The sequence below is a fragment of the Chengkuizengella sp. SCS-71B genome, from assembly GCF_040100845.1.
GTDB lineage: Bacteria > Bacillota > Bacilli > Paenibacillales > KCTC-33759 > Chengkuizengella.
In genome coordinates this window covers 3,074,914-3,100,696 of sequence record NZ_JAZHSH010000001.1, presented here as the reverse complement: position 1 = coordinate 3,100,696, position 25,783 = coordinate 3,074,914, and the positions used below count along the sequence as shown (strand labels likewise).

At 31.9% G+C, this 25,783-nt stretch carries 30 protein-coding genes; 26 read left to right on the top strand and 4 right to left on the bottom strand.

The genetic code is table 11. The features are described from left to right. Window positions 1-43 precede the first annotated feature (43 nt). The 6 genes from VQL36_RS15260 (at window position 44) to VQL36_RS15235 (ending at window position 4,211) form a co-directional block, all read left to right on the top strand. Window positions 44-466 (top strand): VanZ family protein, encoded by a 423-nt coding sequence (locus tag VQL36_RS15260; RefSeq protein ID WP_349250146.1) that lies wholly within the window; start codon window positions 44-46, stop codon window positions 464-466. Between the two features lie 29 nt (window positions 467-495). Further along, window positions 496-942: an NUDIX hydrolase gene (locus VQL36_RS15255; protein WP_349250145.1), complete on the top strand. Its 447-nt coding sequence runs from the start codon at window positions 496-498 to the stop codon at window positions 940-942. Window positions 943-1,001: 59 nt separating this feature from the next. Continuing rightward, a complete protein-coding gene (locus VQL36_RS15250) occupies window positions 1,002-1,826 on the top strand; it encodes a DNA alkylation repair protein (protein WP_349250144.1) in 825 nt (274 codons plus the stop codon). Between the two features lie 233 nt (window positions 1,827-2,059). Continuing rightward, a complete protein-coding gene (locus tag VQL36_RS15245; protein WP_349250143.1) occupies window positions 2,060-2,872 on the top strand; it encodes a ZIP family metal transporter in 813 nt (270 codons plus the stop codon). A 33-nt stretch (window positions 2,873-2,905) separates the two neighbouring features. Next, window positions 2,906-3,595 carry an HAD-IA family hydrolase gene (locus tag VQL36_RS15240; protein ID WP_349250142.1) on the top strand — a complete coding sequence of 230 codons (690 nt, stop codon included), beginning with the start codon at window positions 2,906-2,908 and terminating at the stop codon, window positions 3,593-3,595. 55 nt (window positions 3,596-3,650) lie between these two features. After that, window positions 3,651-4,211: an AAA family ATPase gene (locus tag VQL36_RS15235; protein ID WP_349250141.1), complete on the top strand. Its 561-nt coding sequence runs from the start codon at window positions 3,651-3,653 to the stop codon at window positions 4,209-4,211. A 120-nt stretch (window positions 4,212-4,331) separates the two neighbouring features. Here VQL36_RS15235 and VQL36_RS15230 read toward each other — a convergent pair whose 3' ends face one another. The 3 genes from VQL36_RS15230 to VQL36_RS15220 form a co-directional block, all read right to left on the bottom strand. Further along, window positions 4,332-4,844, bottom strand: coding sequence for a hypothetical protein (locus VQL36_RS15230; protein ID WP_349250140.1), 513 nt, complete (start codon window positions 4,842-4,844; stop codon window positions 4,332-4,334). Window positions 4,845-4,866: 22 nt separating this feature from the next. After that, window positions 4,867-5,478, bottom strand: a complete 612-nt coding sequence (locus VQL36_RS15225) for a TetR/AcrR family transcriptional regulator (protein WP_349250139.1) — start codon at window positions 5,476-5,478, stop codon at window positions 4,867-4,869. Between the two features lie 168 nt (window positions 5,479-5,646). After that, a complete protein-coding gene (locus tag VQL36_RS15220; RefSeq protein WP_349250138.1) occupies window positions 5,647-7,080 on the bottom strand; it encodes a tryptophanase in 1,434 nt (477 codons plus the stop codon). Window positions 7,081-7,326: 246 nt separating this feature from the next. Between VQL36_RS15220 and namA (VQL36_RS15215) the strand changes: the two genes are divergently transcribed. From namA (VQL36_RS15215) to VQL36_RS15125, 19 genes are all read left to right on the top strand, one after another. Continuing rightward, window positions 7,327-8,343 carry an NADPH dehydrogenase NamA gene (namA, locus tag VQL36_RS15215; RefSeq protein WP_349250137.1) on the top strand — a complete coding sequence of 339 codons (1,017 nt, stop codon included), beginning with the start codon at window positions 7,327-7,329 and terminating at the stop codon, window positions 8,341-8,343. A gap of 607 nt (window positions 8,344-8,950) precedes the next feature. Continuing rightward, on the top strand, window positions 8,951-9,967 hold the full coding sequence (gene namA / locus VQL36_RS15210) for an NADPH dehydrogenase NamA (protein ID WP_349250136.1): 1,017 nt from the start codon (window positions 8,951-8,953) through the stop codon (window positions 9,965-9,967). 120 nt (window positions 9,968-10,087) lie between these two features. After that, complete coding sequence (locus VQL36_RS15205; RefSeq protein WP_349250135.1) at window positions 10,088-10,600, top strand: GNAT family protein; 513 nt, start codon at window positions 10,088-10,090, stop codon at window positions 10,598-10,600. A 68-nt stretch (window positions 10,601-10,668) separates the two neighbouring features. Continuing rightward, window positions 10,669-11,061 (top strand): HIT family protein, encoded by a 393-nt coding sequence (locus VQL36_RS15200; RefSeq protein WP_349250134.1) that lies wholly within the window; start codon window positions 10,669-10,671, stop codon window positions 11,059-11,061. 57 nt (window positions 11,062-11,118) lie between these two features. Further along, window positions 11,119-12,684, top strand: a complete 1,566-nt coding sequence (locus VQL36_RS15195; RefSeq protein WP_349250133.1) for a M1 family metallopeptidase — start codon at window positions 11,119-11,121, stop codon at window positions 12,682-12,684. Window positions 12,685-13,093: 409 nt separating this feature from the next. Beyond that, window positions 13,094-13,570, top strand: coding sequence for a GNAT family N-acetyltransferase (locus VQL36_RS15190; RefSeq protein WP_349250132.1), 477 nt, complete (start codon window positions 13,094-13,096; stop codon window positions 13,568-13,570). A gap of 71 nt (window positions 13,571-13,641) precedes the next feature. After that, window positions 13,642-14,526: an alpha/beta hydrolase gene (locus tag VQL36_RS15185; protein WP_349250131.1), complete on the top strand. Its 885-nt coding sequence runs from the start codon at window positions 13,642-13,644 to the stop codon at window positions 14,524-14,526. 25 nt (window positions 14,527-14,551) lie between these two features. Further along, a complete protein-coding gene (locus VQL36_RS15180) occupies window positions 14,552-15,388 on the top strand; it encodes an NUDIX domain-containing protein (protein ID WP_349250130.1) in 837 nt (278 codons plus the stop codon). 33 nt (window positions 15,389-15,421) lie between these two features. Continuing rightward, window positions 15,422-16,234 carry a class I SAM-dependent methyltransferase gene (locus VQL36_RS15175; protein ID WP_349250129.1) on the top strand — a complete coding sequence of 271 codons (813 nt, stop codon included), beginning with the start codon at window positions 15,422-15,424 and terminating at the stop codon, window positions 16,232-16,234. Window positions 16,235-16,300: 66 nt separating this feature from the next. Then, window positions 16,301-17,068, top strand: a complete 768-nt coding sequence (locus VQL36_RS15170; protein ID WP_349250128.1) for a nucleotidyltransferase domain-containing protein — start codon at window positions 16,301-16,303, stop codon at window positions 17,066-17,068. A gap of 411 nt (window positions 17,069-17,479) precedes the next feature. Then, window positions 17,480-17,938 (top strand): DIP1984 family protein, encoded by a 459-nt coding sequence (locus VQL36_RS15165; RefSeq protein WP_349250127.1) that lies wholly within the window; start codon window positions 17,480-17,482, stop codon window positions 17,936-17,938. Window positions 17,939-18,591: 653 nt separating this feature from the next. After that, a complete protein-coding gene (locus VQL36_RS15160; RefSeq protein ID WP_349250126.1) occupies window positions 18,592-19,497 on the top strand; it encodes an alpha/beta hydrolase in 906 nt (301 codons plus the stop codon). Between the two features lie 102 nt (window positions 19,498-19,599). Beyond that, complete coding sequence (locus tag VQL36_RS15155; protein ID WP_349250125.1) at window positions 19,600-20,067, top strand: UPF0158 family protein; 468 nt, start codon at window positions 19,600-19,602, stop codon at window positions 20,065-20,067. 69 nt (window positions 20,068-20,136) lie between these two features. After that, a complete protein-coding gene (locus tag VQL36_RS15150; protein ID WP_349250124.1) occupies window positions 20,137-20,739 on the top strand; it encodes an NUDIX hydrolase in 603 nt (200 codons plus the stop codon). A 72-nt stretch (window positions 20,740-20,811) separates the two neighbouring features. Next, entirely contained in the window at window positions 20,812-21,270 is a 459-nt protein-coding gene (locus tag VQL36_RS15145) for a GNAT family N-acetyltransferase (RefSeq protein WP_349250123.1), read from the top strand. A 19-nt stretch (window positions 21,271-21,289) separates the two neighbouring features. Next, the gene (locus VQL36_RS15140) at window positions 21,290-21,895 is read left to right on the top strand and encodes a DJ-1/PfpI family protein (RefSeq protein WP_349250122.1); all 606 of its coding nucleotides are present in this window, start codon (window positions 21,290-21,292) and stop codon (window positions 21,893-21,895) included. Beyond that, a complete protein-coding gene (locus VQL36_RS15135; RefSeq protein ID WP_349250121.1) occupies window positions 21,880-22,635 on the top strand; it encodes a glycerophosphodiester phosphodiesterase in 756 nt (251 codons plus the stop codon). The genes VQL36_RS15140 and VQL36_RS15135 overlap by 16 nt, the downstream gene beginning before the upstream one ends. 91 nt (window positions 22,636-22,726) lie before the next feature. Beyond that, a complete protein-coding gene (locus VQL36_RS15130; RefSeq protein ID WP_349250120.1) occupies window positions 22,727-23,179 on the top strand; it encodes a GNAT family N-acetyltransferase in 453 nt (150 codons plus the stop codon). 59 nt (window positions 23,180-23,238) lie between these two features. Next, window positions 23,239-23,562 (top strand): YciI family protein, encoded by a 324-nt coding sequence (locus VQL36_RS15125; RefSeq protein ID WP_349250119.1) that lies wholly within the window; start codon window positions 23,239-23,241, stop codon window positions 23,560-23,562. Between the two features lie 78 nt (window positions 23,563-23,640). On the opposite strand, the gene VQL36_RS15120 is transcribed toward VQL36_RS15125, so the two are convergent. Next, on the bottom strand, window positions 23,641-24,210 hold the full coding sequence (locus tag VQL36_RS15120; protein ID WP_349250118.1) for a nucleotidyltransferase family protein: 570 nt from the start codon (window positions 24,208-24,210) through the stop codon (window positions 23,641-23,643). Window positions 24,211-24,525: 315 nt separating this feature from the next. Between VQL36_RS15120 and VQL36_RS15115 the strand changes: the two genes are divergently transcribed. After that, window positions 24,526-25,569 carry a S66 peptidase family protein gene (locus VQL36_RS15115; RefSeq protein ID WP_349250117.1) on the top strand — a complete coding sequence of 348 codons (1,044 nt, stop codon included), beginning with the start codon at window positions 24,526-24,528 and terminating at the stop codon, window positions 25,567-25,569. Window positions 25,570-25,783: the final 214 nt, after the last annotated feature.

The following is a 25,783-nucleotide window of genomic DNA, read 5'->3' as shown; positions in this document are numbered from 1 at the left end:
GGATAATATTAATTAATATTATTTTTAAATAGGAGATGCACAATTGAAAACTTTACTTCGAGGAATCACAGCCATATTGATGATGTTTTATTTGTTCGTATTAGTATATTGGATGTTTGTAGGGTTTGATAGAACTGAGATTAATAGTAGCTTTAGCTACAACTTAACACCTTTCAGTACGATCAAGCAATATTTTTATTATTATGATCATTTTGACCCTAAAATCTGGATTATCAATATATTAGGTAATATAGTTGTATTTATCCCTTTTGGAATATTTGGACCTTATGTGCTTAGATTTAATGTTATTAAATTTATTTTTAGTTTTATCTTAAGTATTACATGTTTGGAATTTTTACAGTTACTGTTGAAAAGGGGTAGTTTTGACGTCGATGATATTATATTAAATACAACCGGAGCAGTTATTGGGTTTATTATATATAAAATTGTAAAAAGATCATTTTAGAAAGAAAAGTGATAGGGTAAGGTGACAATATGAATCAGCCATTATATTACGGTTCCGTAAATGTACTGTTCTATAGAAATGATAATGAAGTTTTACTATTAAAAAGAAAGAATACAGGGTTTGAAGATGGTAAATGGGGTATAGTTGCTGGCAAAATAGAAGGCAGAGAGGATGTAGTGTCAGCTGCAATTAGAGAAGCCAAAGAAGAAGCAGGCGTCAGAATAGATTCAAATGAGATTAATGTAGTTGGCGTAATGCATAGGAATAACATAAAAAACGAATGGATTGATTTTTACGTCAAAGTTGACTCGTGGCAAGGTGAGATCATAAATGTTGAACCTGATAAATGTGAAGAGTTCAAGTGGTTTAAAGTGGACAAGTTACCTAGTAATATGATTCCCTTCATTAGAACAGCTATAGAAAAAAACCATCAGCAAATGTGGTTTGAGAGCTTTGGATGGGAAAAAAGCAAGTAGATTTAAATCAGAAGAAATTTTGAAAAAAATAGAGAATGAAGTTGAGGAAGTGATTATTGGTGGAGCTTGAACAATCTATTCTTAGCAAAGATGTACAGTGCATGCTAAACAAACTCAAATCGCAAGCTACTAATCATGCTGAAACACCTAAACAAGCTGTGAAAAACAAGGCTTTAAAAATGATTAAAAAATTATTGGTAACGAAAGAGTCCATATATGACTTTGGTATGTTATTAGCAAACTCAAATGATATTACAGGTGAAGAATTAGGTTCAATTTTAATAGCGGAGCAATTTGAAATTAATCCAAAAGAAGTAAATAATACTCTACTTATATTAGCTGACAGTGATCATTGGGAAGTTAGAGAATGGGTGGCTAGTGCTTGTTCCATTATCTTAGTCAATCACTTTCATGAATATTATCAAACCTTCTATGAGTGGACAAATAATGAATCACCTAATGTTAGAAGAGCTGTCACTGTTGCAGTTAAATATGTAAGTAAATTAAAGAATCAGGAGATGGCTAATCAACTTATTGATTTGATTGAACCACTTTTAAGTGATCAAAATCCTTATGTAAAAAAGAACTTAGGTGCATTTGCCATTGGTGACGGTTTGTTAATATACTATCCTAATCAAGTAATGGAGAGAATGAACGATTGGATAAAAATAGACGATGAAAATGTAAGGTGGAATATAGCCAAAATATTTTCTTCCGCAGAAGGCATGAAATATATTGAAGATTCGATTGAATTATTTAAAGTACTAGCAAGTGATTCAAGACCGACAGTAAAAAGAGCAATGAAGAGTACAATCAATGGATTAAAGAAACGGAATCTAGAGATATATAGTAAATATTTTGAAGAAGGAGATTTGACTTTTTAGATTTTTTTATTTATGAACAAATTGTAATCTCACTCACAAAACTACGTGTTCCATATACATTCCTTTGTTACACTCTTACCTATATTTTTAATCAAAAGATTAAAGCTTGATTTGAAATGAATATCTGTGACACTTTTTACTGTCCAATACAAGTTGAATCTGTTATAATCCATCTAATTAGTTAACAATGGTATATTAATCATTAAAATGGAGAGTGAAAGGATGTTCATTTCATGTTTTTATGGTTCAGTGAATTAAATCCTACGGTGCAGGCTTTAATAGGTGGGCTTTTTACATGGGGATTAACTGCTTTAGGTGCTGCAACTGTATTTTTCTTCAAAAGAATAGATAAACATGTATTAAATATGATGTTAGGATTTGCGGCAGGCGTCATGATTGCAGCTTCATTTTGGTCATTATTGGCACCTTCCATTGAGTTTAGTGAACAGAATGGACAGATTCCTTGGTTGGCCCCAGCAGTTGGTTTTTTATTTGGTGGTTTATTTATTCGGTTATTGGACTTTGTAGTACCACATCTTCATTTAAATGAAAAACATGAAAAAGCTGAGGGTCCACAAACGCAGTTACAAAAATCAACACTGTTGTTTTTAGCAATTACTTTACATAATATTCCTGAAGGATTAGCCATTGGAGTTGCGTTTGGAGCAGCTTCTTTAGGATTAGGAGACGCATCATTAATAGGTGCTGTAGGTCTTGCGATAGGAATTGGTATTCAAAACATGCCTGAAGGAGCAGCTTTATCTGTACCATTACGTGGAGAAGGGATGTCTAGGAAAAGAGCTTTTCATTATGGACAACTTTCTGCAATTGTTGAACCATTGGCTGCGGTGATTGGAGCAGGTGCGGTTTTACTTATACAACCTATTCTTCCCTATGCGCTTGCATTTGCGGCTGGTGCAATGATTTTTGTAGTAGTAGAAGAACTTATACCTGAATCTCAATCCTCTGGAAGCACTGATCTTGCAACTCTAGGACTTATGGTTGGTTTTGTTGTGATGATGATTTTAGACGTGGCTTTAGGTTAATGAAACTACATAACAAATGAGGGGAAATGAAGTTTGCATAAGGGAATTATTTTTGATCTTGATGATACGTTGTTAGACAGAAGTAAATCATTCGGTAAATTTTTAGAATTATTTATGGAGCAATATTTTAATTCATTGTCTCCATTAAAAAAAAGTCAACACATTGAAATGATTAAAAAAATCGATTATTTTGGATACACAAAAAAAGAAGAAACATTTAATCAAATACGTGAAACATTTATTTGGGAAGTCAAACCAGAGTTAGATGAATTGATGGAATTTTATTTTACCAACTATGTTCAATGTGCGGTTTTGATGGAGCATACCGTTGAATTACTTGAGTTTTGTAAACAAAACAACTATAAACTAGGTTTAGTGACAAATGGAAGAAATCAAATTCAATATGGAAAAATTGATTTATTGGAAATTAGAGATTATTTTGATGTCATTATCGTGTCCGAGGAGGCAGGAGTAAAAAAACCAGATCAGCAAATATTCCAAATGGCGTTGGAACGATTAAATTTATTGCCGCATGAAGCAATTTTTGTAGGTGATCACCCTAAAAATGATATGTTTGGATCTTCACAGGTTGGTATGAAGGCGGTTTGGGTTGATAAAAATCAAAAATGGGATGAATCATTGGCAGTCACACCAGTAAAAACAATAAAGAAATTAAATGAACTTATAGTGTTTATAAAGGATGAAATGTATGATGGAGGTTGAACCCTACCAATTAAAGGACAGAAACGAGAACAATATATTCAACGAGGTGGATAACATGAAACTAGTATTGCTATTTGGTCCTCAAGCTGTGGGGAAAATGACCATTGGTCATGAATTAGAAAAGATAACAGATCTAAAGTTATTTCATAACCATATGACGATTGATCTTATTCAACCTTTTTTTGATTTTGGAACAGAATCTTTCAAGAAACTAGTAAATTTGTTTCGAAATGAAATGTTTAGTGAATTTGCAAAAAGTGACCATTATGGAATGATATTTACATATGTATGGGCATTTGATTTACAAGGAGATTGGAATTTTGTCAACCATGTTTGTTCTATTTTTGAATTGAATGGAGCAGAAATTTATTTTGTAGAGTTAGAAGCGGATATGGAGGAACGTCTTGTCCGTAATACAACACCTTATAGATTAGAAAAAAAGCCAACAAAAAGAAATATTGAACAGTCTGAGCATCATCTAAGAGCTACATATGAGAAGCATAGATTAAATTCTAATGAAGGTGAGATCACAAGAGAAAATTATATTCGAATCAACAATACAAATTTGAGTGCAGAAGAGGTAGCTTATAAGATAAAAGAGCAGTTTAATTTTTAATACATTCTATTGAAATTGGTTAAGTTTTACCTAAACTAGCGAAATGAAAGAGGTGGTGGTATGTTGAGACTAGAGAAATTGATACCAGACACCTCTTTCTTTGGTTTGATACAAGAGTAACTATTTGTTCTGTAGAGTTGAGAGGTTTTCTTCTAATGTTTTTATTTGATCCATAAATGAATCCCAGTCTTTACTTATGGTAATTCGCAATCCTAATCCAACCTCTCGAAGTTTTATTTGTAGCTCTTCAAAATTTTGTTTATCTTCTGTAGTTAAAGTAGAAAATTCATATAGTTCATCATGTGGATATTGCCTAAGTATAGAGGCAAGATTTTCTAGGGTTCGTATATCACTGCTGGATATTGTTTTTAAATACTTTCCAGTACTTACTCCTATATATATACCGTTTAAGATGTCCCTTACTTCTGTTGTAACTAAATTAGGTTCTGACCAGTTATATTTTTTTTGGTGTGTAATCAATCCCTCTAACTCAACTAAATTGTGCTGTACTTGTTCAAAAATTAATTGTTCTTTTACAAAGTTAGTATTTATGAATCCCCAGATAATAATAATTACTAAAAAAATGTTTGTAATAATAGAACTACGAAAAATGATCTGTTGCTTCTTATTCAAGACTCTTAATCTCCTTTGAATTCTACCTATACAATCCTCCAGTATAAATGGAAGCAATGTTATGAACGATTTCTTTAATTGGAGGGGTTTTATGGTCAGTTACAATTTCCCACAAATACATTTCATTAGCGTGAAACCAAGCACGAGCTACGATAGTACAATCAACATCGATTCTAGCAAGTTCATTTTTTTGAGCATAGGCAATGTCTTCACTAATGCGTTTTATAAACTGTTCACGAATTTCAGTCCATTTTGATCTTACGTTATCTGATAATCGTATTGCTTCTTCAATGATCTGCATCATTAGCTTCTCTTTGTTAGCCATATCCAAAAATAATATACTTTGTGATTCAATTAATGCAAAGGCTTCTTTTTTAGATTTTGGCTCATAAGTTCGATTGGCTATTTCATAAAATCTTTCCATCACATCTTCCATTAGTTCTATTAAAATATCATCCTTATTTTTAAAATATACATAGGCTGTCCCATATCCTGTTTCAGCTTTCTTAATGATTTGCGATATGGTCGTTTTTTGAAAGCCAAATTCAATAAATATGTCCTGACCTGCATGTAATAATTTTTCTCTAGTTTGTACAGACTGCATTTTTCTTTTGGATATTTTTTTAGTTTCCATTTCGTTTCAATCCTTTAAAGTGATATTTAAGACATATTAATGAAAAGGATAACACAAATTGTTTATTAATTGAATAATGAAGCTAGATATTTATCTTTTTAAGATACACTAAAAGAGTAAAATTCCATTTGGAATTCTACTCTTAATATCTATAAATTCGCTATATGCTCATATTTCCTTCTGAATAACTGGGGTTTCTTGAACCTCTTGAACAGCTGAATTGTTTGAAAGAGTAAATCGGGATGTGAAATGTCTTAAGATTTTTGGCTCATAAGTAAAACTAACTCCCTTAACTTCAGTTCTTTTTTTATACAGAGCTATAATCCCATCTGCAATGTAACGAATATGATTGTCTGTGTATACTCTTCTTGGAATCGTCAACCTTAATAATTCTAATGGAGATAAACCATCATCTCCTGTCTTGATATCTCTACCGAATAACAATGATCCAATTTCAACCCCACGAATCCCACTTTCTAGATATAATGCAACAGCAAGAGAATGAGCTGGGAATTGAGTTTTTGAAATGTGAGGCAAAAACTTTTGAGCATCTATAAAAACGGCATGACCACCTATCGGTTCTTGAACTGGAATTCCATCATTTTTTAATAAATCACCTAATAATTGAACTTGACGTATGCGGTGTTCTAGATAATCTAACTCCACTACTTCCTGTAATCCGATTGCTAAAGCCTCCATATCTCTTCCAGCTAAACCACCATACGTTGGGAATCCTTCCATGGGAACAATATATGAACGACACTGCTCAAATAACTCTTTATGATCACGAATAGCAAGAATTCCGCCAATGTTCACTAGACCATCCTTTTTCGCACTCATGGTTAAACCATCACCATAGGAGAACATTTCAAGAATAATATCACGAATTGATTTGTTTTCATATCCATCTTCTCTTTTTTTAATAAAATAGGCATTCTCTGCAAAGCGAGCTGCATCAAAAAAAACTGGAATTTGATTTGATTTACCTATTTGGGATACTTCTTTTATATTTTGCATTGAAACAGGTTGCCCACCTGCGCTGTTACAAGTAACGGTTATTAAAATGAAAGCGATATTTTCTTTTCCATGTTGTTTAATATAGGAATTTAATTTGTTGATATCAAAATTACCTTTGAATGGATGATCATGGGAAGTATCATATGCTTCATCAATAACCAGATTAATTGCTTTCGCCTGGTTTAATTCGATATGAGCTTTTGTGGTATCAAAGTGCATATTGCCTAGAACCGCTTGACCTTGATTTTGAATTAATTGTGGAAAAAGGACCTGTTCAGCACCACGTCCTTGATGAGTAGGAATGACATATTGATAATCCGTAAGTTCTCGCACAGTTTGTTCTAGATGGTAAAAATTCCTGCTGCCTGCGTAGGATTCATCCCCCATCATCAAACCTGCCCATTGGCGATCACTCATTGCGCCTGTTCCGCTGTCAGTTAAAAGGTCAATATAGACATCTTCACTTTTTAGTAAAAATGGATTATAACCTGCTTGTTCAATTTTTCTTTTTCGTACCTCTTTAGGAATAAGGTAAATCGGCTCCACCATTTTTATTTTATAAGGTTCAGGATGATAAGTATTCATTGTATAAATCCCTCCTAATACAACTGATAATTAATGACTTTAATTAAATGATATAATGTCAATGACACTATGTCAATGACATTATGTCATTTAATTATATAAGTATGTTATGCAAAAATATTCATGCTTGCTATAAAAATTTTAAGATAATGGTAGTTATAGAAAAGTGTCAAAATATTGAGAATAATATCTAAATATTATAAATAGTATTTAATTGATGAAAATCAAATATAGGAGCTGTGAATTATGGCAAAAAAATTATTTTCTAATTACATGGTAAAAAATGTGACTTTAAAAAATCGTATTGTAATGTCACCTGTGTGTATGTATTCATGTGTCAAAGAAGATGGAAAAGTGATGGACTGGCATCTTACTCACTATACAAGTAGAGCTGTAGGGCAAGTTGGTTTAATTATTGTAGAAGCTACAGCTATAGATCCTCAAGGACGAAGAACGCTATATCATCTGGGAATATGGAATGATGAACAAATTGAAGGTTTAAAACAATTAACTGAAATGACTCATCAACATGGCAGTAAGATCGGGATACAATTAGTTCACGCTGGTCGTAAATCAGAAGTAGAGGGTAACATTTTTGCACCTTCTGCCATTCCTTTTAGCGCCGAAATGAGAACACCCCAAGCAATGTCCCTTGATCAAATAAAAGAAACAACTCAGGCTTTCAAAGAAGGTGCTCGAAGAGCTAAGATTGCTGGATTTGATGTTATAGAAATTCATGGTGCTCATGGTTATTTAATAAGCAGCTTTTTATCTCCACTTGCTAATCAGAGAACGGACGAGTATGGAGGAAGTAGAGAAAATCGATATCGTTTCTTATCCGAAGTGATAGAAGCTGTGAAACAAGAATGGGATGGTCCCCTTTTTGTTCGCATTTCTGCTAATGATTATGTACCTGGTGGCAATACACTCAATGATTCCATTTACTTTGCTAAAAAAATGAAGGAGCAGGGTGTAGATTTAGTTGATTGCAGTTCAGGAGGCGTTGTCCCGACTTCAATTGATGCTTATCCTGGTTATCAGGTGAAGTATGCTGATCAAATTCGGAATGAAGGAAACATTGCTACAGGTGCAGTAGGTTTAATCGTGAATGGATTGCAAGCTGAGGAAATTCTTAAGAATGAAAGAGCAGATCTTATTTTTATAGGTCGAGAATTATTAAGAGATCCTTATTGGGCTAGAACAGCCGCTAAGCAATTGCGTGTTGAGATCGAAAGTCCTGTTCAATATAACAGAGCTTGGTAAGATTCAATCCCTTTTTTACTATCAGTAAACTAGTAAAACGAGTGAATAACCCTGCTGGATAGTAATTATTTCAGGGTCACAAAAACCAAGGTCATAAATAAAGGAACACAACCATCGTGCGTTTCATTTGTATAAATCATTAATGTCAATTTTGAAAAATGAATATTTTTCTATTCAATAGAATTAAATGTACAGTTGAACCTTTGCCTGATAAAAGAAAACGGGATTTATGAAGTTGTAACAAATTATTTTAAACAATCTAATCGTAGCAAAAAATAGTACATTTATCAAAGAAGTTTACTATGCAAATACACAGGAAACAATCAAAGAAATAAGTAAGTATCCTAGATATGATAGAATAGATCAGGGTTTAAGAATAACCAAATCTTTATCTTTCCTCTTTAGGAATAAGGTGAATCGGCTCCACTATAAATGACTTCCATTAAATGACATTATGTCAATTTAATTCATATAAATATATGTTATGAAAATATATTGATGATTGTGAAAATCAAAAGATGAAGGAAATTATTGAAAATGGTAAAATATTGAGGATAATATCTAATTATGATTAGTTTTCACTTGATCAAATACAGGAGTTGAAATCATGGCAAAGAAATTATTTTCTAGTTACGATTTAAAAGATGTAACTTTAAAAAATCGTATCGTAATGTCACCCATGTGTATGTATTCATGTGTTAAAGAAGATGGAAAAGTGATGGATTGGCATCTTACTCACTATACAAGTAGAGCGGTAGGGCAAGTAGGCTTGATTATTGTAGAAGCTACAGCTGTAGATCCTCAAGGACGGATATCCCTATATGATCTGGGAATATGGAATGATGAACAAGTTGAAGGTTTAAAACAATTAACTGAAATGACTCATCAACATGGCAGTAAGATTGGAATTCAATTAGCTCACGCAGGTCGTAAAGCTGAAGTAGATGGCAACATAATTGCACCTTCAGCTATTTCTTTTAATGATGAAATGAGAATACCTCAAGAAATGTCTCTTAATCAAATAAAAGAAACGATTGAGGCTTTTAAAGAAGGTGCTCGAAGAGCAAAGATTGCTGGATTTGATGTTATAGAAATTCATGGAGCTCATGGTTATTTAATAAGCAGTTTTTTATCTCCTCTAACTAATCACAGAACGGATGAGTATGGTGGGAGTACAGAAAATCGATATCGTTTTTTATCGCAGGTGATAGAAGCAATAAAAGAAGAATGGGAAGGACCGCTTTTTGTTCGGGTTTCTGCAAATGATTATGTAGAAGGTGGCAATACTCTTAGTGACTTTATTTATTATGCTAAAAGAATGAAGGAGCAGGGTGTAGATTTAGTTGATTGCAGTTCAGGAGGAGTTGTCCCTGCTTCCATTGATGCTTATCCTGGTTATCAGGTGAAGTATGCTGATCAAATTAGAAATGAAGGCAACATTGCTACTGGTGCAGTAGGTTTAATCGTGAATGGATTGCAAGCTGAGGAAATTCTTAAGAATGAGAGAGCAGATCTTATTTTTATTGGACGAGAATTATTAAGAGATCCTTATTGGGTTAGAACAGCTGCTAATCAATTGCGTGTTGAAATCGAAAGTCCTGTTCAATATAACAGAGCTTGGTAAGATTAAACCCTTTTTTACTGTCATGTAAACTAGTAAAACGAGTGGAAATCATTTATATTAGCCACTCCAATGAGAATGTTTTACAAGTAGAAGAATCTCATTCATAGTAGAGGTGGAATTATGAATAAAATATATGAAAAAACAGATAGAATCATTTTAAGAAATACAGAAGAAAAAGATCTGGACTTTGTTATAAACACTGAACATCATAAAGAAAACTCTCCATACGTAAGAGCTTGGAAAAAAAGTGATCATTTAAACATACTGTCTAATCAAGAAAGATTACATCTAATAGTTGAGAATGTACTAGATCATAACCCTGTTGGATATGTAATTATTTCAGGTCATAAAAACCAAGATCATAATATTGAATTTAGAAGATTAGTTATTGCAGAAAAAGGTAAAGGATATGGGAAAGAAACTATAATTCTAGTAAAAAAACTAGCATTTGAAAAACTAAAAGCACATCGACTTTGGTTAGATGTAAAAGAACACAACCATCGTGCGTTTCATTTGTATAAATCATTGGGATTCAAAGAAGAAGGTCTGTTGAGAGAATGTTTTTTATATGAAGGTAATTATGAATCATTGATTATAATGTCAATTTTGGAAAATGAATATTTTATTAATTGAAATATAATGTAAACTACGATTAAGAATTATGGGTAAAAATTGAAATACATGATAAGGGTGAATAGTAAATGAACAATTGTCCATTATGCTGGCCAATTAAAGAAGTTGACGACCAAGAAATTGTGATAGAAACGAAAAACAATGCATTTATAATGAAGCCTCAAGAAATTCTAGTCGGTTCAGGGTTAATTGTTCCAAAACAACATAAAGAAACAGTATTTGATTTATCTCATGAGGAACTTATGGAAACGTTCTCCCTTTTAAACAAGGTTAAGTTGTTTTTAGATGAAAAATATAATCCAGATGGTTACAATGTAGGTTGGAACTGTTTCCCAGTTGGAGGACAATCGATCAATCATGCACATCTCCACGTTATACCAAGATATAAAGATGAACCTTTAGCCTATAAAGGTATCAGAAACCATTTAAAGCAAAAAATAAATAAACGCCCTAACATATGAATACAAGGGAGTAAATTGTTTGTATATTTATTGTGATTTGGAAAGGGAGAGTTAACAATGGGAACTAACAAAAACCAACATAGTTCTTTAAAACTCATCGTTGTGATTCTAGTTTTTATGATTTTTGGGGGAGTCATATTTTTTATTACTAACGAATCTACAAATCTACCAAATAATCAAACAAATGAAGAACGTGTTTCAGATATTAAAAACCATTCAGCTGAACATGATGAAACCAAACAATCTATATTTGAACAAGATCAAAGTGTAGTCACTAATCAACTGGTTTCTTTTAAAGATTTTAAACCAAACCCTGTTCCTGTAGGAAGCAAAGGGAGTTATGATCTTTCTCTTGAAATGAATGATAATGGAAAGTTTTTTGTAGAAGCACAAATACAGGTTGAAAATTTATCAACAGATGAATGGTCTGAAATCGTTTTTTATTTCATTCCAAATGTGTTTACAGCAGGAAATGAAAAGTATCAGGAATTGCTGCAAGTTTACGAATATAGTATCGATGCTAGTGCTGATGCTACAATAAACAATATTTATGTAAACAATCAACTTGTAGACTATGTGTTAGAATATGATACTTTAAAAGTTGATTTAAAAGAACCCATGATACCTAAAGAGAAGAAAATACTTAGTATATCTTATGAGTTTCATGTTCCCAAATATGGAATGCGCTTTACACGAGATGAAGGAAACTACTATTTAGCTCAGTGGTATCCAATGTTAGCAAATTTTGATTCGGGTTGGGATAAAAATGATTATTTTCCAGTCCCTGAATCTTATCATACAAACTTCTCTGATTTTAATGTTTCATATGAAATTCCACAAGGATTCACAATTTTTAGCTCTTCAGAAAATGACCCACTATCAAACTCAACAACGGGAGAATTTAATGCTTACAATGTAAAAGAAATGTTTGTTGCTATACTAAAGAGTGATATGTATATACAGACGGATGAAATACAGGATATAGAAGTTAGAGTAACTTCATTTCAAGAACAATCTCAAGATGTAGATGAAGTTATGGAAACTGCTAAAGATGCAATTTCTTATTTTCACAATGAAGTAGGCAAGTATCCTCATAACCAATTCGATATTATCTTGGGAGAAAACTTACCGAGCATGGAATACCCTGGAATTGTAACGATTTCATCCTTAGACTCGCTTGTTCATGAAATTGCTCATCAATGGTTTTATGGCATGATTAGTAATGATCCATTTGATGAAAGCTGGTTAGATGAGGGTTTTACAACTTTTGCAACATCGTACTATTTTTACGATTACTGGAACTATTCAGAACAAGACTCATTTGATTTTCCTAATCGTCATCTAAACTATATATTGCAAGAAGGAATTTCAGAGCCTGCCAATGTGACTGTTTTTGAAAATATGAATCATAGAATTTTTGGATTGTTTTATGGTCTTGCACCTATAAAAATATGGGAGTTGCTGAAGGAAAATGGAATGAAGAATAATGCAACTACATTTTTAAAAGCTTATTATGAAACCTATGCTTATAAACAAATAAGTACTGAAGAATTTGTAAGGTTTTCACAATCCTATTTTCAAATGGAGGATACTACCTTTTTTGAGGATTGGTTAGATTTTTAAGTATAAAGTATGTCTATGTTTCTAGTTTGAATTTGGATTTATATGGTATAATTAATGAGGTATAACCAACTTGAGTGGGGTAGCGTTCCTTCCAGAAAGGAGGGGATGCGTATGATTGAAGTCATTTGCTTTGGTCTTTTCCTTATCGCATACTTCTGGTATTTCGATAATAAAAGGAAATAACCCACACTGGTTGAGAGCCTAGTAGTGGGTTATTCTTCAACTTTTTTACTTGGAAGGAAACCCGCCAAGAAAGTTGTATCTGGGACGGTGTGGCTCACCGTCCTATTATTACTATAATCATAACATATACAAAAAATACCTTCAATTAGTAAAAATAAAAAACACATGTCGTTGACTAACCTTAATGTGCAATTATCAGAAATGTTCATAAAGGAGAATTTAATTTATGTTTGATATGTTAGTTAAACTGTATGACCTTTCAGATGAAATAATTAATCTTGATGAATTAAAAAATGAAGGCATTTCGATAAAAAGAGCATTAGTTCCTGATAAATATACCATAATTAATTATGCAAAAAATGAGTTTTATGAGCAGTGGGCGGGTGAATGTGATGTCGCTTTTTCTAATCATCCTGTCTCCTGTTTTATAGCAGTGAAGGATAAACAAGTTATAGGTTTCGCTTGTTATGATGTTACTGCAAAAGGTTATTTTGGACCAACAGGTGTTTCTAAAAGGTATAGAGGATTAGGGATTGGAAAAGTACTTTTAATAAAATGTTTATTATCTATGAGAGAAGAAGGTTACGGTTATGCAATTATTGGATCCGTTGCTGAAGCTGCTGGGTTTTATGAAAAAACAGTAAATGCAATAGCTATTGAAAGCTCTTCACCAGGAGTATATGAAAGATTAATTGATAACTAAATATATTAAAATTTTACGTTATTTGATTTAAAGTGTTTTATAAAATTAATTATAAATAGGAGAGATATAAAGTGAAACAGTTTTATATCCAATTTGGAGAAAATATAGCTAGAATTCATGAGTGGGGAGATAAAAATAATCCACAAATCATCTGCTTTCACGGTTTAGGAAGTACTAGTTTAAGTTTTATAGAAGTAGCTGAATCGTTAAAACATAAATATCATATATTATCATTTGATTTGCCAGGGCATGGAAAGTCAGGTGCGTTTAAAACTGATGAAGAATATGGAGCGGATCATTTAGTAAAATGGGTCATAGAGTTAATAGAGAGGATTGGAGAAGATTCCTTTCATATTTTAGCTCACTCTTGGGGAGCGAGTGTAGCATTGCATTATGCGGCTGAATGTCCGGAGAAAGTGGATAAAATGTTACTTTTAGATGGTGGATATCACAATTTTGAAATGGAGTATAACTATTTTACAGAGTTAGTTAAATCAAAAAAAATAGATTATAAGCCAATGTGCTCTTTGGAGGAAACGATAAAATGGTATGAAAATGATTTTGACGAATTTATTTTTGATGACAAATCTAGTTTTTTAGAGGCGGAAAAAGCAAACCATAGAAGAACGCCAGAATTGAGGGAAGTGGCTATATATGATTTGATGAGGGAAGAAGGTAGTAAAATTCATTTTCATGCAACGGGTAATACCGCAAGAGGTGTTATTAAATTTCAGTACCATTCACAACAAACATTGAAATTCTCCCAACTTAAAAGTGAAATATTGCTCATATATGTTGACCATCCCGATCATTATTTCGATATAAGGAAGTTAATGGTTAAAACATTTGAACAGAAAGTAAAAGTAACTACAAAAGTTTATAGACATACGACACATATGGTCCATTGGGATCGACCTCATGAAACAATAGAAGAAATTAAGAATTGGTTTAAGTAAAACAACATGTATGGAGGAGCTAAGATTGAATTACGTAAGTGAATTGAGAAAAGAGATTGGAACTAAACCTCTCATTTTAACAGGCGCAGTTGTTGTCATATTAAACAATGAAGATCAGGTTTTATTACAACAGCGTAGTACCGGAGGATGGGGGCTTCCAGGAGGTTTATCTGAGCTTGGAGAGTCACTAGAACAAACTGCTATACGGGAGGTTTATGAAGAAACTGGACTAACAGTCAATCAATTAAAACTATTAAATGTTTTTTCAGGAAACGATTATTATATTAAACTTAAAAACGGAGATGAGTTCTACTCAACAACAGCAGTGTATATAACTAGAAGTTTTACAGGTGTGATGAGAAGTGATGGAATTGAAACTAAAGATTTAAAGTTCTTTTCATTTGATGATTTACCCATAGATTTATTGAAAGTATATCGTAAATATCTTGAACCTTTTAAAAGAGAAATAACTAGCTCATATAAAGCCCCTGTGTCCTGTAAAGGAGTTATTTTAAATCAAAATAGAGTACTCCTTTTGAAAAATGAAAGAAATGTTTGGGAATTGCCTGGTGGAAGAATGGAGCCTAGGGAATTGCCAGAAGAAACAGTTACAAGAGAAATAAGTGAAGAGATAGGGTTAGATTGTAAAGTTGAAAAAATTGTTGATGCTTATAATTTTGAGGTCATAAAAGATAAACATGTATTTATCGTTACCTACCATTGTAAAGTTCAAGATGATTTTAATATACAACTTAGTGATGAACATATAGAATATGGCTGGTTTTCTAAAAAGGATTTAGAAGTGTTAGATTTAGCTAAAGGATATCAAAACTCAATTTTAAAAGTATTTAGTCTCGTCTAGTTATAACAGATAAAAAGATAGAGGTGGATATATATGATAGAAAAAAAGTTGTTATTTCCTGATCCATCAAAACATCCAGAATGGATACCTACACATAGTCCAGAGTGGTATGCAGGATTAAATAGAAATGTTGAGAAATATAAATATCCTTGGAAATCTGTATTTGATGAGCCAACAGCTGAGACAATATTTGCAGACCTTATATCTGAACATATAAATGAGACATCAAAAATATTAGACATTGGATGTGGACATGGTGAGTTTACCCATCAATTTGTTACAAAAACCAAAGACATTGTAGCTATTGATATAGAAGCAAATTTTATAGAAACAGCAAAGGGTTTAAGCAAGAATAATAAGGTGCAATTTCAACTAGTTGATGCAAATAAGAAACTACCTTTTCAAGACAATGATTTTGACTTGATTTATACCAAAAAGGGTCCTTGGTTATATGAAGAAGCCAGTAGGTTATTGAAACCAGGTGGAATAATGCTGGGACTTTTTCATAGTGGTACAGATGGTGGATTAAGAGATTTGTTCCAAGGGCTGTATGCTCCGTTGCCACTAGATCCTTATGATATTGAGAAATTTGAGCATAAATATAATTTAAATGAGAGTTATGGTCTAACTAACTTTGAAATTAAAGTAGTTGAAGAAGTTGAATACCTTTCAAGACCAGAAGATGTACTTATCAAAAAGTGCTTTGGTCAAAACGATAAATTAAAACAGTACGTTTGGCAACAGTGTCTAAAGGATGTAAAAGAAATATTTTATCAAAATGCATCATCTAAAGGATTAAAAGTTATTAATTATCATCATATTGTTTGTGCTAAAGTAGCTAAATAACTACTGTTAATGTTGAATTTTCAATTTAACAACTTACAGGATGAAGTACGATTGGGGAGCATTGGAATGGAAAAATGGGAAACGGCTTTAAATTCTTTTTTAATAGATTGGAAACAACGACCTGAAGTGACTGCAGCAATGGTATGTGGCAGTTATGTTACCGGCAATCCATCTCCACGTTCAGATATAGATATTCATATATTATTAGATGATAGAGTTGAATGGAGAGAAAGAGGAAATAAGGTTGTTGATGGATTCGTCATAGAATACTTTGCAAATCCTCCAAAGCAAATAAGAAAGTACTTTCAGGAAGATTTTAAAAATAAAAGAAAGATGTCTATGGTTCAATTTTTAACCGGTAAGGTTTTATTTGATCGCACATCAGGTGTTGTAGAACAATTAAAATCAGAAGCAGCTCAGTGGAAAGATAAAAAATATGAACAATCCAATACGACAATTAAAGAGATAAAAAAGTATTCTATTTGGGACTCCTACGATAATTTATTAGATTGTTTTGAACATGATAGACCAGATTTTCAACTAGTTTATAACAATGCATTAAGTCATTTATTCAATGACTACAGCAGCTTTCTTGGTTATCAACAAATACCTTATTATCAACTTTATTCATTTTTAACAAATCCGATATACCATAAAAAATACTTAACTAACCCATTTCCTGATAGTCAATTTAGTCAACTGTTTATTCAAGCTGTTGAGGAGAATTCCAAAGAACTCATGATGGAAAGTTTTAAGAATTTAACTGATTATGTTTTAGAAAAAATGGGAGGTTTCCATATCGACGGTTGGAAGATCACAAGTAGCGTAGAATGAAAAAAAGTGTGCGACTATTGAAAGTAATATTAAAAAGATAGTTTTCCTCTCAATTTAATACTTATTTAAGGGATTAGTCACTAATTAATAACATTCTTTAGTTGGTATTAAAAAAAAGTATAATAGTAATAAAATAACATATTTAGTATTTTTTTAATTGATTTTTCAAACATGTTTTTTTCACCTCTTTTTTTGAGTTTCAGGGCGAATATTTTCTATTCTTCTATTTTATGAAAAGTCCAATTTTTTGTGTGTACTCCTGTCTATACTTTTTAAGACTAAAATAACAATAGAATCTCAACAAATTGGTGGATATAAATAGATTTTCACGTTCTTACAAAATGTAAATGCAACTTTTTCAATTTTAGGAAGTATAAGTAGTCTAGAAACCCACTTTGTAGGAGGGCGAACATGAGACTTGCAGAAGCATTAATATTAAGAGCAGATTTACAAAGAAAGATATCTGAATTAAGACAACGATTAGAAAGAGTGGTTAGAGTTCAAGAAGATGAGAAGCCTGCAGAAGATCCAAAGGAACTATTTGCAGAAATACAAGGTTCTATTCATGAATTTACTTGTTTAGTAAAAAAGATTAATAAAACAAATTCTTTAACAAAATTTGATTCATCACAAAGTATTGCTGACGTATTAGCTGAAAGAGATGGTTTAATGCAAAGAAAAAAAGTATTGGATGGAATGCTCGAACATTCAGCAATAATACAAGATCGATATAGTAGATCAGAGATTAGATATCAAAGTACAATTGATGTCCGTGAAATTCAAAAAGAAATAGATAACGTTTCTAAAAAATATAGAGAACTAGATTTTAAAATACAAGAGAAGAATTGGAATGTAGATTTAATAGAATAGTTTAATATGAAGGTAAACAATTTATTGATGTGAACACAACCCTTCCACAGGTTAAAGTGGGACCAATTCTAATGTGAGTGCAGGGCCATACTCAATCAATTTTATAAATTAGCCCAATAATGTAACAAGATTGCGTTAAAGCATGTAAGTATTGTGTATAATTTAATGTAACTACCATGTGTTGGCAATAAGTTGTTGAGGGTGGGACTGGGGAATAAAATCTACACAACGATAAAAGGATATAGATAGAATGACATTATTATTTATTATTCTTTAAAAAAATGAACTTGAAAATGAATCAAATAGTTAGACGGATTGCAATGAGATATGATCAATTTTTAATAACCGCTTAATTAAAAGTGGTTATTTTTTGTTTTTTACCTTATATTAACTTTGCTCTTTAATTGGGAAAAATGAACATTTCGTGATCAGTTGATGAACGAATTGTTAAAGCTGTGCATTTGAGTTCACTTAATTCCTTAAAATGTATATACTTTTTCAAAAAAAATAAATAGAATAATTCATAATAACAAAGTCTTTTTTCATACTTATATTTCTCAAATCCCCTCAAGTACCCTTTATGGAAAACGTTTTCAAAAAAAGCTAATCTACAGTCTTATTGAATAAATCTTGTCAATATTGGAGGTTTTATAATGCCAAAAAAAATATTTAAAAGCGAGCAAGGCAAAAAACTGTTATTTGAATCCTATGATAGACTTTTGGAAATGTGGGATGTAGAAGTCCAAGAACATGATATTGAAACAACCTATGGAAAAACACATATCATTGAAGCCGGTGATATAACTAAACCTGCTTTAGTATTGTTTCATGGTACTGGAGATAATTCATCACTGATGTGGATTCGTAATATTCAAGAATTTACAAAACATTTTTATGTAGTTGCAGTAGATACCTTAGGTGCAGCAGGGAAAAGCGAACCAAATGAGTTGTTTTTTAAAAGCTTTGATGAAGTTAAATGGATTAATGAAATCATGAATACACTCAATATTCAAAAAGCTCATATGATCGGAGTTTCCTTCGGTGTAATTTTAATGTTGAATTATGCTATAAAATATCCTAACAGAGTAAAGAAGTTAGTTGGCATGGCAGGCTCTCTTCCTATTAAAGTAAATGGATTGAAGAAGTTCGTATATACTGTTAGAACGATTAAAGTTTTTATGCCAGAAATATTAAACCCAAATCAGAAAAATGCACAGAAGCTGTTCCAAAAATTGAGCGGTCCAAATATGAAGTTGGATGACAATGATGAAGTATTTAAACATTTTTATTATATTTTTAAACATAGTGTTCCGCTAGTTCGTAATATTGCATCACATGAGATCCAGACATTTTCACAATTCAGAGATAATGCCTTATTTTTAATTGGAGATCACGACAAACTTGTTTATAAACCAGATATAAAACAAGAGTATGCAGAACTTGGATTGAATTTGAAAATTATTAAAGATGCCGGTCATAGTATAAATGGAGAACAACCTGAATTAATTAATAAAGAAATAATTAATTTTTTAGTTGACAAGAAAGCTTTTATTATCTAATTTCTATTATGGTGCTTGAGAATTAATTGTTGTTCAAATAGAATTAAAATAAAAGAGCTGAGATATAGCTCTTTTTATTTTAAACAGGAGATGGCAACATATATGAAAAAACAAGTGAAACTTAATGAAATTATTGATGTGATGGAGACGCAATTTGAAGGAACAAGTACATATTTGAATCTGAAAACTTACGAAGTAGTTTCAGTATCTGGTGATGATATGAGAATTGCTGAGGACGAAGAGTCGTTTGACCATCTCCCCGAGTGGCAACAAAAAGATATACAAAAAGCTATAGACGTATTAGAAAACTTTGAAGATTACTTAGAACTGCCAACAAAATTTGAAATCAGTGAGTATAATATGATGGAGCAATTTATTGATAATTTGAATGACCAAAAGAAGAAAAGTGAGTTATTTAATTCAATACAAGGCAAAGGTGCCTTCAGAAGATTTAAAGATAAACTATATGATCTAGAAGTTCATGAAGAGTGGTATGCATACAGAGATGAAAGTTTTAAGCAAATAGCGTTAGAATGGTGCAATGACAACGATATACAATGTATTGAATAGAATAAGAAAAAATAAGCATCTCTTCTGAGGTCTTATTTCCACCTAAAGCACCAGAAGAAGGGTGAGGACATGTCAGAATTACTGCATATTTTTGATGAAGATATGAATTTGATAGGTAAACAACCTAGAGATATTGTACATAAAAAAGGATATTGGCATGAAACTTTCCATTGTTGGATCACAGTGAGAGAGGAAGGAGATACCTTTTTATTATTTCAAAAAAGAGCTGCTTGTAAAGCGGATTACCCTAATTTTTTGGATATTACTTCTGCTGGTCATTTACTTGCAAGTGAAACTATTAAAGATGGTATAAGAGAAGTAGAAGAAGAATTGGGATTGAAAGTGAAATTTGAAGATTTAGTTTCAATTGGCATCATTAAAGAAGAAATAAGAACAGAAGCCATCATTGATCGAGAGTTTTGTCATGTATTTTTATATGAAAAAGATATAATTCCAAAATTCACACTCCAGCAAGAGGAAGTTGCTAGTATATTTAAAATAAAACTATATGAAGTGATCGAACTATTTGAAGGTCGTTTAAGAGAGATAAAGGCCATAGAAGTAAATAATAACAATGAATGTAAGGAAAGAGTAGTTTATAAAACACACATATTAAATGGCAGTGGTTGCTATTATCAAAAGGTTTTTGATTTTATTAAACAACGAAATTAAGGATGGGTGTAATTTAAAGTCATATTAATTTAAATTATAATATAAATAAAGTTGAACTAGGAGTGAGATATAATGGAACACATAAGAGTAGAAATTGTTGAACCTAATCATCCCGATTTACAACTATTAATTTCAAAATTAGATTCAGAACTATCAAAGAAATATCCACCGGAAGCTATCTTTACCATTGATTTTGATAAGCCTAATATATCTGAAACGATTTTCTCAATAGCATATTACGGTCAAATCCCTGTTGGGTGTGGTGCTATTCGACCTCTCGAAAAGAATGTGATTGAACTAAAACGGTTTTACGTAGACTCAACATATCGTAATAAAGGCATTGCTTCAAAAATATTAAACTTTTTAGAAGGTAAGGCGAAAGAGCTCCAATATGAAGTTATCAAATTAGAAACAGGAGTTAAACAGGTAGAAGCTATTAGTTTGTACAAAAAACATGGTTACAATGAAATTGAAGCTTTTGGAGAATACATACATAGTAAGTCAAGTTTATGTTTTGGAAAAAAGTTATAAATATGGAGGATTAAAATGAATGAACATCCAAATAGTTTTGTTTGAGGGATTTGGAGAATTGGTTGCTTTGGCTCCATATGAAGTTTTAAATAGGGCTAAGGAAAATGGAGCACCGTTTCATGTTCAGTTAGTAGGCAGTGATCTTAGCTTACAATTAAAAACGTCTTATGGTATGCAAGTTTCTGTAGAAGAGCATTTACGAATTAGTAATAGGCCGGATTTGTTGATCGTTCCCGGTGGTGGTTGGAATCATCAATCTATTCATGGTGTAAGAAACGAAGTGGAAAAAGGGTATTTACCTAAAATAATTTTAGAAATGTCTAGTTTAGGAACAATTATTGCTGGAGTATGTACTGGAGGAATGTTGCTAGGTGCCTCAGGGATTTTAAAGGGAAAAAAAGCAACCATGCATCATTTAGCAACTGAGGAACTTAAAACGTATGGGGCTGAACTATTAAATTATAGAATTGTGGATGATGGTAATGTGATCACTGCACGAGGGGTTACTTCTGGCATAGACTTGGCTCTGTGGATTACTGAAAGGTTTGCTAGTTCTCAAATTGCAGCTTCTGTAGAAAATAGAATGGAGTATGAACGTAGAGGTGTAGTATGGCAGAGAAAATAAGCGATTCTCAAATCGAAACACTTATTTTTGCACACCGAGGTTCAAGTGGAACTCATCCAGAAAATACGATGGTTGCATTCCAAGAAGCTTTTCTTGTTGGTGTAAATGGGATTGAGCTTGATGTTCATTTAACAAAAGATGGAGAAGTTGTGGTAATACACGATGAAAAGTTAGATCGAACTACAAATGGTACAGGTTTTGTACATGAAAAAACATTAAAAGAATTGAAACAATCAGATGCTGGTGGCTGGTATTCTAATTATTACAAAGATGAGACAATCCCAACTCTAGATGAAGTTTTAGAATGGGCAAGCAATAAAAATTTACTGCTAAATATTGAACTTAAAAATGATATTTTACAATATGAAGGATTAGAAGAAAAGGTTATTCAATTAGTTCACAATTATGGCTTGTTTGGATCGGTGATCATATCTTCTTTTAACCACTGCAGCTTAGTAAAGGTTAAACAACTTGATAAAGAAATAGAGACAGCTGTCCTTACCCATGATATTTTATATCAACCATGGCATTATGTGAAAAGTTTAGGTGCTTCAGCTTTGCACTGTTCTAAATCATTTGCTTTGTCAAATATGGTTACTCAAGCACAACAACAAATACCTATTAGAGTATATACGATTAATGATGAATTGGACATGAAACATATACTTTTAAAACGTTTATCTGCTTTAATGACAGATTTTCCAAAGAAAGCGATTCAATTAAAATCTATTCTAAAATAAAAAAATCCCTTAATAATAACTTTGTTAGAGATATATTTTTTAATTATATTAAATATCCAATTCAAATACCTTAGAAGGAGGAAATTGAAGAATGAATCAAATCAAAATTACGCAAGCAACTATTCGAGAACTTGAGGAAGTAGCTGTACTCTTCGACCAGTACAGAATTTTCTATGAACAACCATCAGATATTGAAGGTGCTAGAAAATTTCTATATGAAAGATTTGAACATCAACAATCTATTATATTTTTAGCTAAAGATGAGGTTGAAGAAGTTGCTGTAGGATTTACTCAATTGTTTCCTATTTTTTCTTCTGTTTCAATGAAAAGAACTTGGTTATTAAATGATTTATATGTAAATGAAAATTTTAGAGGAAGAGGAATTGCACAGGGTTTACTTGAGTCAGCAAAAACCTTTGCTAAGCAGACAAATGCAAAAGGAGTAGAATTAGCTACAGCAAAAGATAACTTAACTGCTCAGAGAATTTATGAAGCATTAGGTTATGAAAAAGATGATTTCTTCCATTACTTTTTGCCATTATAATATGAATAAGTCAATGAATAACAACTTTTTAAATAAATAAGAAAAGGGGGGATTAAAATATGTCTGAAACTACAAGCCAGTATATATATGTGCTGAAATTAATTCCAAAATTACTTGATGAATCCAAATGGACAGGTAAAGAAAATGATATCGTAGGAAGGCATTTTAAAGCTCTACAAAAGTTACAAAGTGAAGGACAACTTATATTAGCTGGTCGAACACAAAATATGGATGAGACGACATTTGGGATTGTTATATTCAAAGCAGAGAGTGAGAATGAAGCCAACTTGATTATGGAAAATGACCCGGCTGTAAAAGAGGGGATTATGACTGCTAAATTATATCCATATCAAGTTGCTTTAATATCTGAGAGCAATATATAGAACAGTTCCTTTGAATCAAAAAAGAGCTAAGTTAATTAAGCTTTTTTTGATTCAACTATTTATAATTTTATGTTCCATTTAAGGAGAAATAATTTTTATTTTATTCCAAATGGACTTCCAATTTTTTTGTTTGATTCTTTTTTTGTAAATAGAAGAAAGATTCTCATTACTAAGGAAATATGGAGTTGGTTTTACTTCTAAATTGATTACATCCTCAATTCCACATGGTGCAGTCAAGATCAGATTGTTGTGTGTATCTAATTTTAGCCCTAGGGCTGTGGCGGTTTCAGGGAATTTTGAAATTGCATCAACTGAGGATGAGTATGGGAGGATACCATTCACAATGTGCATTCTCGCCTCATTTTTAACCTCCCAAGGGATATTTGGCATTATTTTTCTAAGCTTCTCTTCCAGATTCTTTTCATATTTTTTATCAATATGTAAATCATCAAAAAAAATCACATCAATATCGGATAAAATTGTTCTTTCACTAAAATTATGTAATGAATCCCATATCTTATTTCGGACAAACCCTGCACATATCCACCAATCTGGTAATTCTAGCGCTTTAGCAGCTAATAAGATTTCCATCATCCAATTGTCTTCTTGTACTAGTTTTATAACATCTCTTTCATTTTTTATCAACATGATATCCCCCCTTTAAATTTACGAACATGTATTCTAATGTTACATTATTTAATTAAACAATGCTACTAAAACTCTAATGTTATATATATCTTTAATTGTGGTAAATAAAAGTTTACAGAAGATCTAAGTTGATGAATAGTATGATGAATGAGATGTTTTTTGTGATTTTGAAAAATGAAGTTGAATAAAATGAATCATTATACTGTATAATGGGTTGAAATTTATGTAGAAACCTAGCTTTTATTACATAAGGATGGTTTTGTTTAAACTTGAAATAACAGTACTACTATTTATACTCCCAAAGGATGTGTCAAAATGATAAAACCTAAAAGATTAAAACCAGGATCAACAATAGCGATTATATCACCTTCTAATGGTTTGCCCTTCTTGTTCCCAGACAATTACGAATTAGGTTTGAAAATGTTACAAGAAGCATTAGAGTTTGAAGTCATTGAAATGCCGACAGCAAGAATGTCACCTGCTGAATTATATCAAGATCCAAAAAGACGTGCAGAAGATATTAATCGTTGTTTTGAAGATGATAATATAGATGGAATGATCACATCCATAGGTGGTTATGAATCTGTTAGAATTTTGCCCTACCTTAATATAAAGTCCATACTTAAGAATCCTAAGATGATTATGGGGACATCAGATCCATCTACTTTCCTCACCTATTTTAACTATTTAGGATTAGTTACTTTTTATGGTCCTACAGTTATGGCTGGTTTTGCTCAAACAAAACATCTGCCGGATGAATATATAAAACATTTAAAATCTATCTTTTTTGAAGATCAATATCCTTATCAATATCAACCATATCCAAAATGGACCAATGGATATAAAGATTGGGGCATAAAAGAAACTCTGGGGGAGTGTACACCATTTACTGAAAATGAAAATGGATGGACGTTTTTACAAGGGGACTCAATTGCTGAAGGACAGTTATGGGGTGGTTGCATTGAAGTGTTAGAATTTTTGAAATCAACCCAATATTGGCCTGATTCTCAATTTTGGCAAGGAAAAGTGCTTTTTTTTGAAACTTCTGAAGAAAAACCATTACCACATCAGGTTGGATATATGCTTCGCAATTATGGAACACAAGGTATTTTTGAACAAATTAATGGTGTAATTTTTGGGAGAGCTAAGGACTATTCCCCACAAGAGAAAGAAGAGTTAAATGAAACTATTCTTCGTATTATCAGTGACGAGTTTGGGGTTAAGGACATTCCAATAATTGTAGATATGGATTTTGGCCATACAGATCCTAAACTCATTTTACCTTTGGGGTGTGGGGTTCAATTGAATCCAAAAAATAAGAACATTATTCTGATGGAAAACCCTTTTGATAGAAGTTAATTATATTAGAAAGAATATAAGAGCTAGTATGAAAAAAATGATTTTACTCTAGTTTATCCTATTGCACGGGGGACAGGACCTTTAATTGTTGTCATTGTAGATATATTTATATTAAAATCCAAACCTCAGGTTGGTCCTTCAAATTCTAAAAATAAAGGTCTGTTATCCTCTTATCTCACAACATTCTTTCTTACAATTACTAATCCCGTTACAA

What these genes read in the sequence shown, in the direction of transcription:
- VQL36_RS15220 (WP_349250138.1), bottom strand. Translation starts at nt 7,080, where the DNA reads ATGAATACTTATCATCCTGAACCTTATAAAATAAAAATGGTGGAGCCG.
- namA (WP_349250136.1), top strand. Translation starts at nt 8,951, where the DNA reads ATGGCAAAGAAATTATTTTCTAGTTACGATTTAAAAGATGTAACTTTA.
- VQL36_RS15140 (WP_349250122.1), top strand. Translation starts at nt 21,290, where the DNA reads ATGAACATCCAAATAGTTTTGTTTGAGGGATTTGGAGAATTGGTTGCT.
- VQL36_RS15235 (WP_349250141.1), top strand. Translation starts at nt 3,651, where the DNA reads ATGAAACTAGTATTGCTATTTGGTCCTCAAGCTGTGGGGAAAATGACC.
- VQL36_RS15255 (WP_349250145.1), top strand. Translation starts at nt 496, where the DNA reads ATGAATCAGCCATTATATTACGGTTCCGTAAATGTACTGTTCTATAGA.
- namA (WP_349250137.1), top strand. Translation starts at nt 7,327, where the DNA reads ATGGCAAAAAAATTATTTTCTAATTACATGGTAAAAAATGTGACTTTA.
- VQL36_RS15165 (WP_349250127.1), top strand. Translation starts at nt 17,480, where the DNA reads ATGAGACTTGCAGAAGCATTAATATTAAGAGCAGATTTACAAAGAAAG.
- VQL36_RS15200 (WP_349250134.1), top strand. Translation starts at nt 10,669, where the DNA reads ATGAACAATTGTCCATTATGCTGGCCAATTAAAGAAGTTGACGACCAA.
- VQL36_RS15190 (WP_349250132.1), top strand. Translation starts at nt 13,094, where the DNA reads ATGTTTGATATGTTAGTTAAACTGTATGACCTTTCAGATGAAATAATT.
- VQL36_RS15170 (WP_349250128.1), top strand. Translation starts at nt 16,301, where the DNA reads ATGGAAAAATGGGAAACGGCTTTAAATTCTTTTTTAATAGATTGGAAA.
- VQL36_RS15160 (WP_349250126.1), top strand. Translation starts at nt 18,592, where the DNA reads ATGCCAAAAAAAATATTTAAAAGCGAGCAAGGCAAAAAACTGTTATTT.
- VQL36_RS15135 (WP_349250121.1), top strand. Translation starts at nt 21,880, where the DNA reads ATGGCAGAGAAAATAAGCGATTCTCAAATCGAAACACTTATTTTTGCA.
- VQL36_RS15205 (WP_349250135.1), top strand. Translation starts at nt 10,088, where the DNA reads ATGAATAAAATATATGAAAAAACAGATAGAATCATTTTAAGAAATACA.
- VQL36_RS15115 (WP_349250117.1), top strand. Translation starts at nt 24,526, where the DNA reads ATGATAAAACCTAAAAGATTAAAACCAGGATCAACAATAGCGATTATA.
- VQL36_RS15125 (WP_349250119.1), top strand. Translation starts at nt 23,239, where the DNA reads ATGTCTGAAACTACAAGCCAGTATATATATGTGCTGAAATTAATTCCA.
- VQL36_RS15150 (WP_349250124.1), top strand. Translation starts at nt 20,137, where the DNA reads ATGTCAGAATTACTGCATATTTTTGATGAAGATATGAATTTGATAGGT.
- VQL36_RS15130 (WP_349250120.1), top strand. Translation starts at nt 22,727, where the DNA reads ATGAATCAAATCAAAATTACGCAAGCAACTATTCGAGAACTTGAGGAA.
- VQL36_RS15175 (WP_349250129.1), top strand. Translation starts at nt 15,422, where the DNA reads ATGATAGAAAAAAAGTTGTTATTTCCTGATCCATCAAAACATCCAGAA.
- VQL36_RS15225 (WP_349250139.1), bottom strand. Translation starts at nt 5,478, where the DNA reads ATGGAAACTAAAAAAATATCCAAAAGAAAAATGCAGTCTGTACAAACT.
- VQL36_RS15145 (WP_349250123.1), top strand. Translation starts at nt 20,812, where the DNA reads ATGGAACACATAAGAGTAGAAATTGTTGAACCTAATCATCCCGATTTA.
- VQL36_RS15155 (WP_349250125.1), top strand. Translation starts at nt 19,600, where the DNA reads ATGAAAAAACAAGTGAAACTTAATGAAATTATTGATGTGATGGAGACG.
- VQL36_RS15245 (WP_349250143.1), top strand. Translation starts at nt 2,060, where the DNA reads ATGTTTTTATGGTTCAGTGAATTAAATCCTACGGTGCAGGCTTTAATA.
- VQL36_RS15120 (WP_349250118.1), bottom strand. Translation starts at nt 24,210, where the DNA reads ATGTTGATAAAAAATGAAAGAGATGTTATAAAACTAGTACAAGAAGAC.
- VQL36_RS15195 (WP_349250133.1), top strand. Translation starts at nt 11,119, where the DNA reads ATGGGAACTAACAAAAACCAACATAGTTCTTTAAAACTCATCGTTGTG.